This window comes from Pseudomaricurvus hydrocarbonicus (genome assembly GCF_011602365.1).
GTDB lineage: Bacteria > Pseudomonadota > Gammaproteobacteria > Pseudomonadales > Cellvibrionaceae > Pseudomaricurvus > Pseudomaricurvus hydrocarbonicus.
The window spans coordinates 1-12,296 of the sequence record NZ_JAAONZ010000011.1 but is presented as its reverse complement, the minus strand read 5'-3'; the positions used below and the strand labels follow the sequence as shown (position 1 = coordinate 12,296).

Sequence of the window (12,296 nt, the reverse complement as noted above, 5' to 3'; positions counted from 1 at the left end):
TTTATTGCTCAAATTCTACGACGCCGTTGTTCATCACCAGAGTGTTTCGCTCAACGCAACTTACCCGAAATACAGCTTTACCCGGTTCGGTAAACCACACTTCGGTGCGCAGAGTTTCATCGGCAAAAACCGGTGAGATATAACGCAGCCCCAAATGGCGCAGACGGCCAGGCTCATTGTCACAAGTCAGCTTTAATACCGCGCGACCTGCAATGCCAAAAGAGCACACGCCTCGCAACATTGGCTTGCTTTCTGTCATCAGCTCCGATTTAACCGCTTCCAGAAACTCCTCTCCCAAATGGTAGGTGGTGTTTGCGCTTGTTGGGGTTGATAGTTCAATTACGGCATCGGCCGGGCGGTCATCGGGTATAGATGCCGGACGTGGACTGCCGGTAGCGCTTCCGCCGAAGCCACCATTGTTGCGCAGATAGGTAGCGATTTTGACGCAGGCTATTTGTTTGCCATCCTTGGCACCGCCCAATAGATTTAAAATCTTACGTTCGTACATGAGAGCGCCTTTTCCTGCGCCCTTGTCATAGATTTCTTCGACGCAATAGTTTGCTACTAACTCACCTTCTTGGGGCAGCAGCCCGTTCATGGTAATGGATTCTTCAACGTGGACGGTTTTGGTCCAGTCAATGCCGGTTTTGGGGTCTTTGGTCCACATATTGCCCTGATTCAATACGACCGCCATCATTGGAAGTACTTTCAGGTCATCCGTTTTAGTCAAAAAGTGTTCTTCTTCGGCTGCGAGAGGCCCCGGCATACCGACACCAATGCCATGGGCATACTGAATGACATCTTCGCGGGTATAAGTTTCTGTGAGTGGTTGAAAGGGCCAGCTCTTTACAGCCTCGTAATCTAGACGGAATTCAGATTCTGCTTGAGTATTGTCCGAGTAAGTCATTGGTGTTCCTATTATCATCATTATTAGATCGACGCGATTTTTAGTATTCAACTCAGACTAAAAATAACACATAGTTAGTTATTATTTAAAGCTATTTAAGATTAAGAGTCTATGGGGCCATGTTAGTCTTGTAGATAAAAGGCAGGAATTTAAAGTAAATAGTTCATTTATGCTTAATACTGAAGATAATAATTATATTATAGTTATCATAGTGTTAGTTATATGGAGTGTACATATCCGAAGCTATAGTCACTTGCTTCACAACGACTGACATTGCTTTCAAAAGATACATTCAAGGGATAAACACTTCGACGCCTTTGGTAGGCTTCGGGTAGGGTAGAGTCAGCTTGCTGATGAATTTGACTCACTGGTCAGAGCGATCGCTGACCTTGAAATGCTCCTCGAGACATTGTCAATGTGATCAATTATTTAAATAAAATTAAATAAATTGCTTATAGAAACATTTACATTAGGTGGATGACGTTTTAAGTTATTTCACAGCCTTTCAAAAAGATATTGATGTCTATATCAACTTTCTTCAGTTCATCGTCGGGATTGCTGCTCACTGACAATAAGGGGCGCAAATTTCCTCGAGCCAGCATGTAAAAGGTGTTGGCTGCGAGGCCACTGTCAGGGTGCTGCATTTTTCCTCTTGCAATAAGTTGATCAAAAAACGCTATTAAATCTTTTAGCACTTCCAGTCGAGCCTGTCCCCATATGCTCTTGGACATGGCGGGATAACGTCCGGCTTCTGAAATGTTGATACGCAGTGTTTCAAGAAATTCAGGGCGACTGTCGACACGGTAAATGTGGTGGGCGAACTGACGTAAGGTGTCTGCGGGGTTCTCGATATCCAGTTCAAACGTCGCAATGGCTTGGGCTTGCTGTTCCGCAATTTTTAAAGCCACGGCTTCAAACAGTAGTTCCTTGGAGCGAAAGTGGCGATAAATGGTGCTTTTGCTGACCCTTGATGAGACCGATATTTGATCGATGGAGGCGCCAGTTAATCCTTTTTCCAAAAAAATCGCTTTGGCAGCGTCCATCAGGACTTCCAGTCGCTCCCGGGAAAACTGTACTGGCGATTTTTGTTTTTTATTCAATGAGGGCTGACGTGGGGATCTGGGCATAAGGACAGTGTTATCTCTGTGATGTTGTTTATGCAGAACCACACCCACTAGCTGGTCTGGCGCTTTTTGCTTGTCTGGTACCAGTTTATCACATACTATTCGAAACGGTATCGTATCGTATTGAGCTGAGAGTGATGGCCTGTAACAGATCAGATGCTCCGGCCGACACCCAGAATTGAAGCCTGTGACAGGCAGTACATCCATTTCGCTGGTCATTAGTGAGGGTAGTTTTATGAATCATCAAGAATCACAAGAGCCAAAAGATTTACCGCAAACACCTGAAGCCCAAACACCTGTAGCCCGTCGCAACTTTATTAAAGGGCTGGTGGTATCAGCGGCTATGGTGCCCGCGATACCGGGTTTCGCCAGTACGCTTAAGGTGAGCAGTGATGATGAGCTGAACTGGATGCCCGGCTGGAAGGTGCGTGAGATGATGGTGAATAAGCAGCTGTCACCCACTGAAGTGGCTCTGCATTTTCTGAAACGCATCGAGAAGCTGGATCCGTTACTGCACGCCTATATCACTGTGGATGAGCAATACACACTCAAAGAGGCACAGATGGCTGAGAAAGCGATCATGAGAGGTGAAGCGCTCGGTCCGTTGCACGGACTACCCATACCCATTAAAGATCTTTACATGACGAAGGGTATGCGGACCACTCGCGGTTGTATGGTGTTTAAAGATAACATTCCTCAGGTCGATGAGCTTCTGGTTGAACGCCTGCGTAAAGCCGGTGCCGTTATTCTGGGAAAATCGCAAACGTCCGAGTTTGCCAGCTTTCCCCGTACGAAAACGCTGCTGGCCGGTGAATGTCGTAACCCCTGGAACACGAATCACATCACGGGCGCATCCAGTGGCGGTTCCGGTGCAGCAGTGGCCGCGGGGATGTCTCCATACGCGATTGGCAGTGATGGCGGTGGCTCGACTCGTATCCCCGCGGCGTATAATGGCGTAGTTGGATTCCAGCCCAGCGCCGGTCGTATCCCCGCTCGTGAGCCGCATTCTGTCCAAATGGCTTCTGCGGGCCCCATGACCATCGATGTGCGTGATTCTGCGTTGATTATTCAGGCCTTGTCGGGGATGGATCCCCGCGACCCCAGCGCCATCGAGCGGCCTGCGCCGGACTTTCTCGGTCATTTACACGATGGTGTTAAAGGACTCCGTATTGCCTGGAGTAAAGACTGGGGGCATGCCAAATTGGATGTGGATCCCAGAGTAAGCCAAGCCGTTGCCAAGGCGGTTCACCGGTTTGAAGACGCGGGTGCTCGTGTTGACAATCCCACGATTGTGCTGGACGAAGATAAAGCCTGGGAAGTGTTTATGACGGTGAATCGCTTCGCTTATGATCGTCATGGCCATTTTACGGATGAACAATTTCAACAGTTAACACCACCCAACCAACACATGCTGACACAATTCTCAAAGATGGGGAAAGTCAACTTTGAACAACAGATGGCGGCGATGGAAAAACGCGCTGATCTGCAGCGTTGGATTGATAATATTTTTGCCAAGCATGATCTGATTTGTACACCCACCATGGGATTGGTGGCTCCCAAAGTTCCTGAGGGTGAGTGGGATCAACCTTACACCGATTCACATTACGCGACTCGTATGGGCACACCCTACACCTACATCTGTAATGTGCTTGGCTTGCCTGCTATTTCTGTGCCTTGTGGGTTTATTGATGGATTGCCTATCGGTCTGCAGATTATTGGTCCGCGTTTTGCCGACACACGAGTGATGGCAGCCGCACAGACGTTCAGCGAAATCCAGCCTTGGATGAATAAGCATCCTGAAATGTTTCTGTGATATTTAAAGTTTCACAGCTGTTTCATAGAAGGCCAACTCCCTAAAGAAGTGATTTGTTCCGCCATGGATGGCTGAGGAGGGAGTTTGGATGGTTGCGAGCGTGTAGGCCGTGTTGCGCTTGGGGACGAGATTATTCGAAGGGTGACCCATGTTTTGGTATTCCCCGAAATTCAAAGTATAAGCTCTGGGAAGAAGCCCCGATAATGATTATTGGCAGAAATTAACAACATCGCCGAGAGTTACTTGATCATTACAAATTGATAACTTCCCCCCATGGTGTTCAAGGCTCTTTGAAGTAGACACGTTCGACCGTTATAACTATTAGACGATAGAGCGATATCTTATTGATATCCTGCTGTTGTTTTATAAAGCGTAAGTCTATAATTTTGTTGAAAATTTCTGATTACCTATGAACTTTCGGTTACCTTTCAGATGTGCTTACGTTGCGTATAATTGTCATCCTGACAATGAAAAACAACAACCAATAAAGCTATAACGATTTTTGGATCAACAATAACCCGGTTATCACCATCATGCTGCCCAACGAAGATTAAAACAGCCGACACCACCTGGCTCTTTGCCCTGGCCGCTGGGATAAAGTGGCGCTTCTAACTACGGCCTTGGCTTTTAGGTTCTTATTCTGCGAACGTTAACGGAGAATCACGTCGATCCACCGTCAGTATCTTTCTGCCTGTATTGGGCGGTGAGTTTCCCCTGTGATCCGGTGTTTTACATCTCCCAGCCTAGGCATTCTGACATCACTAACCTCATTATTTTTCTGGGTGTGTAGGGTGTCAGAACTGCTGCAAATAATATTCAATGTCATCTGGCCGCGAAGCTTGAACTGTTTATGCACCTCCTTAGCGATTATAGGTTTTGTTATCGCAATAAAGTCTAGTTGGAGGAAGCAAAATCTTAGCCGATGGAGCCATGGTATTAATCGTGGTATTGGCTGTTTTTTGACTCTCTACCATATTGATTTTTATAAAGTTTTCTGTTTATTTGACTTTACGGATTTGATTGTGTCTATGATGCTGACTTTTTATCAAAATTTAGTCTATATCGGGGGAAACTACATTTTTGCTTGTTCATCATGGTAGATGTAATGGTATCGGATTTATTAAACGATTCTATCCTGTTGAAAAATATAGCGAATTTGTAGTAATTCATCCTCTGACGGGAAAATATTAACTGTATATGCAGCTTATTCAGAGATTAGTGTTAGTTTTATCTCAATATGTTCTAAATGGGTGTCGCAAAAAACTAACAAAATCGATCATGGTATAAGCCATGGTATTGGTTGTTTTATGATTCCTTATCTTATTGATATTTCTAATATTTTACCTCCTATTAATATTGGGACATCTAATGTCATGCTGGATTACGTATCCCTCGCTGCCCTGGCGGCGGTGATTCGCGAGGGCAGCTTCGAGAGGGCCGCCCGCTCACTCAATGTGACGCCTTCGGCTGTCTCGCAGCGGGTTCGCCAGCTGGAGGAGCGTGTTGGCTGTGCCCTGGTGATACGTGAAACGCCATGCCGCGCCACGGCACTCGGGCAGCGCTTGTGCCTACACATCGACCGCGTATCCCTGCTGGAGCAGGAACTGCAATCCACCTTGCCAGCACTTGCCGCAGAAGGGGCAAAAAAAGTGACTGTGCCGGTGGCGGTTAATGCCGATAGTTTCGCTACCTGGTTTGTTCCCGCTTTGGCAGACTTTTGTGCCGAAACCTCCGCGTTGATGGATGTCAAGGTGGACGATCAGGACCATACCTCGGAGTGGTTGCGCAGTGGCAAAGTGCTTGCCGCTGTCACTTCCAGGACGCGTCCCGCCACCGGCTGCAACAGTCAATTTCTGGGGACGATGCGTTACCTGGCAGCGGCAAGCCCGAGCTTTGTACAACGCTATTTTGGTGACGGTATCGGCGCAGACAGTTTGGCGCACGCGCCGAGTCTTGTGTTCGATACGAAAGACGAATTGCAGTCACGCTGGGTTCAAGGGTTTTGTGGTCGACACATTGAGTTGCCTCGGCACCGGTTACCTTCACCTCAGGCCTTTGTGACGGCCACCCTCACCGGAATGGGGTGGGGACTTCACCCCTCAGAGTTAATTGCGGACTGCATAGACAATGGCTCTCTTATCGAGTTGGTACCGGGTTTGTCCCTGGATGTGCCGCTATACTGGCAATACACGCGTTCGGCGTCGTCATTGCTGGATGGGTTGACCCATCATATTGTGTCCGCTGCCCGATCATCCCTGATCATTTCCTGACACAAAGCTGGCTGTGGCGTGAGTGGCTCTGCCGAGGCTAACCTAACCGGCAATTATCATTCACTGCCTGCAGCTGCACTGGTTTGCACTGCTGAAGGCTGGGAGTCTGTTACCGCTGTCTTTCTCAGCCAGTATTTACTTTTAAAGTACACCAAGGCGACCGTCGCGTTAATGAACCCTGCCAGAGGCGCTGACAGCCATAAGCCCAATTCCCCCATCCCGGTGTAATGGGACAACACAAAGGCCAGTGGCAACTGCACCGCCCAAACCCCCATCAGGGTCATCAACATCGTATTAAAGGTATCACTGGCGCCCCGGAATGCACCCGTTAATGCCATTTGCAGCCCGGAAAACGGGAACGACAAGGCGAACATTTTCAATGCGATTGAGGCTGCCGTCAGTAAGGTTTCATCGTAGGGGATAAAGATGTGCATGATCGGACGGGCAAAGACAAAAAACAGCATGGCCACCAGCAGCATCAGAGCAAAGTTAAACATACTGGCTGAAGTGCCTATACGCACTGCATGCTTGGCATTACCTGAGCCAATGCTTTGTCCGGCCATGATGGACACCGCCATCGACACACTCAGTACGGGAATGATAAGAAAAATCAGCAGACGCGACACCATGCCATAGGCGGCCAGGGCTACCAGACCAAACTGACCGACGAGGAGTGTCATGATGGACATGGATAACGCCTGCGTCGTCTGTTCAACGGAGGCGGGCAGCCCCAAACGCAGCAGTTTGGTGATGACCGACCAATCAGGCTTTAGCCTGTCAAGGGTAACCGTTAAGCCAAAACGGGGCTGCAACATGAGGTGGATGCCGGCGCCTGCGGAAATGATTTGGGTAATGAGCGTGGCGTACGCGGCACCGATGACCCCTTGCGCCTCGATGGGGCCCCAACCAAAAATCAGCAGTGGGTCCAGCGCTGCATTGACCACCACACTGAGCAGAATAATTTTTAACGGCGCTTTGGAATCTCCGATGCCGCGTAAAATGGATTGATACCCCAGGTTTAAGAACACAAACAGCGTGCCCGCAAACGAGATGCGCATGTAGGTGACGGTATCGGCCATTACGGTCTCGGCAACGCCCAATAAATGGGCAATCGCTGGTGCCAAAAAATACCCGATTGCGGATAAGGCCAAAGAGAAGATTGTCAGGCCGGTTAAGGTTTGTGACGCCGTGTGGCCGACCTTTGCCGATTCGCGGGCGCCAAAATATTGAGAAATTAAAATGGTGCCGGCCAACGATAAACCACTGCCCACCGAGATCATCAAAATATTGACCGGAAAACTCAATGTCACAATGGCCACGGCTTCTGCGCCCAGCCGCCCCACCCAGAAGGCATTGATCAGGTGGTAGCTGGTCTGCACAGCGCCACCGATGAAAATCGGAATGGCCAGCGCCAGCAGCGGTCTCAGTAATTGCATACGGTTGGATAACACAAGCATTTCCTTGGAATTGACTTTTTAGCGTTGAGATCTGACCTGATCAGCGGTGACAGCACTGGCCTGATTGCCAAAATTCACCCGCAGGTAACTGGCAATACTGGCAATGTCCTGGTCGGACAAACGCTTGCCAAACATTTTCATCCGCGTGCGGTCGGCGATAAAGGGCGGCGGCGGTAAATGCGGGCCGTACAAAATCACATTCAGCAGCGACGACGGATCGGGGGCCTGGATGATGGCACTTTCCACCAGTGAAATCCCCAAAATGTCGTCGCCCAGCCCGGTGGGCAAATGACATGCGCCACAGTGAACCGTGTACATGGTTTCACCGGCGGCCAGGGTTTCCGGGCTCGGTGGCGGCCCGCTTGGCTGGCTGTTGGCGGGGATGCCTTTCAGGTAGATGGCAATAGCTTCTGCGTCGTCCTGGGTCAGGTGGCTGGTTGAATTCATCACCACTTCATTCATTGGGCCGTGCAGTACCGCTTTATCGTTGAGACCGGTTTTGAGGTAGGTGACGATATCGTCGCTGGTCCAGGCGCCCAATCCGGTTTTGGCCGGTGTCAGATTCACCGCAGACCATTGCTGATAGTCTCCGGTTTTCACCTTATCCAGATACACCCCGCCGGTTAACGCCAGATCCGACTGTTCCGCGCCGAGGAGATTTCTTGGGGTGTGACAGGCATCGCAATGCCCCAGGCCCTTGACCAGATAGGCACCCCGGTTCCAGGCGGCGGAATTTTCCGCATTCCAGCTGTAGGCCGCTTCATCGTGAAACAGGCCTTTCCAGAAGGTCATTAACGCTCGTTGATTGTAGGGAAACTGCAGGTCGTTGGCGGGGACCGGCGCGTTCACCGGGGCAATGGTCTGCAGGTACACATACAACGAGGCAATATCCTCATCGGTGAGTTTGGCAAACGCCGTGTACGGGAAAGCCGGGTACAGGTGCGTGCCGTCGGGACGAATGCCTTGCTTGAACGCATTGTAAAAATCTTTAAACGACCAGGCTCCGATGCCGGTTTCTTTATCCATTGTAATATTGGTGGAAAAGAGTCTGCCAAACGGTGTTTTGAACTCCACCCCGCCGGCATAGGGCTCGCCGTCGTTGCTGGTGTGGCAGGTTGCACAGTTGCCAACAGTAGCCAGATAGCGGCCTTTTTCAACCGTAGCGTTGTAGTGGGCCAGATCATTAGGTGTCAGTGCGGCCGGCGCTTTAAACACATACAGACAACTGGCAACGACAGCTAACACCAAAGAGCAGACTGTTATCACCCGCCTGCCAGACTTTATAAAACTCATGCTAACCCTCGAACATGTTTACTTATTATTGTTAATGACTGTTTCTGTCTCATCAAAAGGAATGCGAGCCAGGCGCAGCCATTCCTGAGTCCGTTGCAGGAGATACTCTTGTGAGCTTTTTTCTGCGGAGGCCTGGAACGCCATAATGGATCCGGCCATGTGGGCTCTGAATGCCACCACCGCCGAGTCATGATCGATAACGGTTTGCGGCATCGCTTTTGAGACAGCATCTGACAAGGCCTTACCGCGCCGGACTTCCAGTGCCGCTAACTCGGTATCCTGAATGTTTTGGGAGTAGGTGCTGAAAAATGACGCACTGGATTCCTTGCTGCCCGCATGCTTTCCAATAAAAGCCGCAATCGCCAATAAGCTGTTGCCGCCGGGTGTCTGTGGCAGATGCGTCAGCAAGCCTTCAAAACGCTCCACCATCTGAGTCAGCAGCCTGACCTTTAACGCCTGGGTACTTTTAAAGCGCAGGATGATGGCTGCCCGGGAGAGCTTCACCTCAGAGGCCACTTCCGCCAGGGTAAACGCCTCCGGGCCGCGTCGGCCCATCACTTGGCGGGCACTTTCCAGGATCTGTTCGTCGCTTACGGTAGGGGTTCTGGCCATGGCTCGGTCTGCTCGTCTAACTTTTGATTGTTTTATACTAACACTGGAGTTAGGATAATACTAACACTGTAGTTAGAATAATATTAAAAATCGCCTCAGGATACCCATTGGCTATGTCTTCAAAACAATTCATCAGGCCGCAAACGCAAACGCCTCTTCAGGTGTCTACCGCAAGGACACCCACCACCAGGGTCAGGCCAGCTCTGAATGCCGTCGTGTTGGCACTCTCCGCACTGTTTTTGCACCCGGCGACCGCTGCGGTGGACGCTCCTTTTGTACAGGGAGGCAAGGCCGGGTTTGTGGTGTCCAAAATCAGTTATGCCTTAGGGCCTGACGCCAAAGATGCCGACACCTGCCCAGACGGCATGAGCTTAAACCCGGTGGAAATTTTTCAGCTTACGCCGGAAGCCAAACGTCATCAGGGTGAGTCGGATAAAGACTACGGCAGCCGGCTGGACCAGGGTGGCTGGAAAATCGCCACGGCGGCCAATGGGCAAAACCTGTGCATGAATCCGGAGGCTGGCGGGCCAGACCCTCACTTTCGCACCGTCAAGCGCAGCGACGTGGCTGTACCCGGCATCAATATGGATGGGGTGAATACCCCGGTTGGCACAAGCAACGACGCCAATTCCTGTCATCAGTCAGACTTTATCGGCATCAACGGTGAAGCCGGTGTCGATAATCAGTTCTACCGGTTGGTGGGGTGCAGCCGTTCCTTTCAAACCAGTGGGGCTTCCAACACCTATGGCATCGAAATGCTCACCGGCGCCTGGGGCATTCTCATTTCCGTAAGCGGTGTGGATGATCTCAGCAACGATGACGAGGTTGAAGTAGGGCTGTACGCCAACGCCGACCCCATTCGTCTGAGCCCCGGTCGAGATCCGCTGCAATACGCCACCTACGCCATGGATCAGGATCCGCGATTCCGGGCCACCACGCGCGGTAAAATTCAAAACGGTGTGCTCATCACTGAGCCAGTAACCGTGAGGTTTCACAGTATCGTCAACAGCCTGCGCCTGGAGCGAGAGCTGCAAGATGCGCGATTGCAGATGACGCTCTCCGAAGACGGTGTCCTGGACGGTTACCTGGCGGGCTATACCCCGGTAGAAACCATGTATGACCTGCAGTACGGCTATCGCAGTGGCAAAGACAGTCAGGGAGAGCTGGCGTCATTAAAATTGAGGCTGGGGACAGCCAATGGTGCCGCGCGAGTCTTGGGTCACAGTTGTCCGGGAGCCTATCACGCCCTCTATCAATTGGCGGACGGCAACCCGGATCCGAACACCGGACGATGCACGTCGATATCGACTCAGTATCGCGTTACCGCTATTCCGGCCTTTGTGGTGGATGTGAAAACCCAAAGCCTGAATGATGCCTTGAAACAAACGGAGACTGACGATGGTTACTAAACAAAGCCATGCGCAGAGATGGAATTGGTTGTTTTCAGGGGTGATGGTTAAAAAAAGCGGCCTGGGACTGGCTTCGGGTTTATTGTTGGGGCTGACCGGCTGCGACAGCAGCGATATTGCCAATCAGGAACCAGAGCCGGTGGGTGGCCCGACGGTCATGCGGCAATTGAGCGAATCGCAATATCGGGCAACGGTTGCCGATATTTTCGGCACCGAGATTCCCGTGGTTGCGCGCTTTGGCAAAGGTTTGCGTGCAGAAGGTTTGCTGGCGGTGGGCAGCAGTGAAGCGGGTATCTCGGCCATCAGTATCGAGCAATATGATGCAGCCGCACGCAGTGTGGCGACCGCGGTTGTCAGCGAAGCAAAACGTTCCCAACTGGTACCGTGCACCCCACACTCCGAATCTCAATTTGATGCCGAATGCGCGAGCTTGTTTGTGCAACAGTACGGCCCACCATTGTTTCGCCGTCCGCTCACCGATCACGAAGTGGCTCGGTTTGTGGGCGCAGCCCGGACGGGGCAGGAACACCTGGGCAGTTTTTACGAGGGCCTCAAATACGCCTTGTCGGGCATGATGCTGGCGCCGGATTTTTTGCTGCGTATTGAACACACTGAACCCCCGCAGCAAACCGAAATCAACAGTTCGACAGCCGAGACGGCCGGTGTTGTGCAGCTGGATGCGTTTTCCAAAGCTACCCGGCTCAGTTATTTTTTAACCAACTCGACACCTGATACTGAACTCCTGCGGGCCGCGGCTGCCGGCGAATTGAATACCGAGGCCGGGCTCGAACAGCAAGTCGATCGCCTGTTGCAGTCGCCTCATTTCGAGCAGGCCGTGCGGGCATTTTTTGAGGACATGCTGCAGTTCGATTTGTTTGCTGACCTGGCCAAAGATCCGCTCATCTACCCGGCGTTCAACTCGGAGGTGGTGACCGATTCCCAGGAGCAAACGCTGCGCACCATCACCGACCTGCTCATCACTCAAAATGCAGACTACCGAGATCTGTTCACCACCCGTGAAGCCTATCTGACCCGCGCTTTGGGGGGTGTCTACCGGTTGCCGGTGCCCACGCGCCATGGCTGGGAAAAAACCGAGTTTCCGGTTGAGTCCAATCGGGCCGGCATTCAAAGCCACATTTCTTTTCTGGCCCTGCACGCCCATCCGGGCCGTTCATCGCCCACATTGCGCGGGCTGGCGGCGCGGGATATTTTCTTGTGTCAGGATGTCCCCGACCCGCCGGCGAATGTGAATTTCAGCATCGTGCAGGACCCATCCAATGCCAGCATGCCCACCGCCAGGGAGCGGCTGCAAGCTCACCGCACCGAACCCTCCTGTGCCGGATGCCACAAAATCATGGACCCGCTGGGTCTGACGCTGGAAAATTTTGACGGTCTGGGCACCTATCGCACC

General features: G+C 51.4%; 9 protein-coding genes. 4 read left to right on the top strand and 5 right to left on the bottom strand.

Annotated features, from left to right (window positions below; genetic code table 11):
- Nucleotide 1: 1 nt before the first annotated feature.
- A complete protein-coding gene (locus G8770_RS13880) occupies nt 2-907 on the bottom strand; it encodes a MaoC/PaaZ C-terminal domain-containing protein (protein WP_167187848.1) in 906 nt (301 codons plus the stop codon).
- Nucleotides 908-1,392: 485 nt separating this feature from the next.
- Nucleotides 1,393-2,238 (bottom strand): TetR/AcrR family transcriptional regulator, encoded by an 846-nt coding sequence (locus tag G8770_RS13875; RefSeq protein WP_167187845.1) that lies wholly within the window; start codon nt 2,236-2,238, stop codon nt 1,393-1,395.
- A 28-nt stretch (nt 2,239-2,266) separates the two neighbouring features.
- Here G8770_RS13875 and G8770_RS13870 point away from each other — a divergent pair, with 28 nt between their 5' ends.
- Both G8770_RS13870 and G8770_RS13865 read left to right on the top strand, forming a co-directional pair.
- Nucleotides 2,267-3,844 (top strand): amidase, encoded by a 1,578-nt coding sequence (locus G8770_RS13870; protein WP_167187841.1) that lies wholly within the window; start codon nt 2,267-2,269, stop codon nt 3,842-3,844.
- Between the two features lie 1,373 nt (nt 3,845-5,217).
- Nucleotides 5,218-6,114 carry a LysR family transcriptional regulator ArgP gene (locus G8770_RS13865; protein ID WP_167187838.1) on the top strand — a complete coding sequence of 299 codons (897 nt, stop codon included), beginning with the start codon at nt 5,218-5,220 and terminating at the stop codon, nt 6,112-6,114.
- Nucleotides 6,115-6,170: 56 nt separating this feature from the next.
- Here G8770_RS13865 and G8770_RS13860 read toward each other — a convergent pair whose 3' ends face one another.
- Genes G8770_RS13860 through G8770_RS13850 form a run of 3 tightly spaced genes read right to left on the bottom strand, consistent with a single transcriptional unit; the run spans nt 6,171 to nt 9,476 of the window.
- Complete coding sequence (locus tag G8770_RS13860) at nt 6,171-7,565, bottom strand: MATE family efflux transporter (RefSeq protein WP_167187835.1); 1,395 nt, start codon at nt 7,563-7,565, stop codon at nt 6,171-6,173.
- Nucleotides 7,566-7,589: 24 nt separating this feature from the next.
- Complete coding sequence (locus G8770_RS13855; protein WP_167187832.1) at nt 7,590-8,864, bottom strand: cytochrome c; 1,275 nt, start codon at nt 8,862-8,864, stop codon at nt 7,590-7,592.
- Between the two features lie 18 nt (nt 8,865-8,882).
- Nucleotides 8,883-9,476: a TetR/AcrR family transcriptional regulator gene (locus G8770_RS13850; RefSeq protein WP_167187829.1), complete on the bottom strand. Its 594-nt coding sequence runs from the start codon at nt 9,474-9,476 to the stop codon at nt 8,883-8,885.
- A gap of 113 nt (nt 9,477-9,589) precedes the next feature.
- Between G8770_RS13850 and G8770_RS13845 the strand changes: the two genes are divergently transcribed.
- Both G8770_RS13845 and G8770_RS13840 read left to right on the top strand, forming a co-directional pair.
- The gene (locus tag G8770_RS13845; RefSeq protein ID WP_167187826.1) at nt 9,590-10,885 is read left to right on the top strand and encodes a hypothetical protein; all 1,296 of its coding nucleotides are present in this window, start codon (nt 9,590-9,592) and stop codon (nt 10,883-10,885) included.
- The coding region (locus G8770_RS13840; RefSeq protein WP_167187823.1) for a DUF1592 domain-containing protein at nt 10,875-12,296 on the top strand (1,422 nt) is incomplete at its 3' end. The genes G8770_RS13845 and G8770_RS13840, both read left to right, overlap by 11 nt.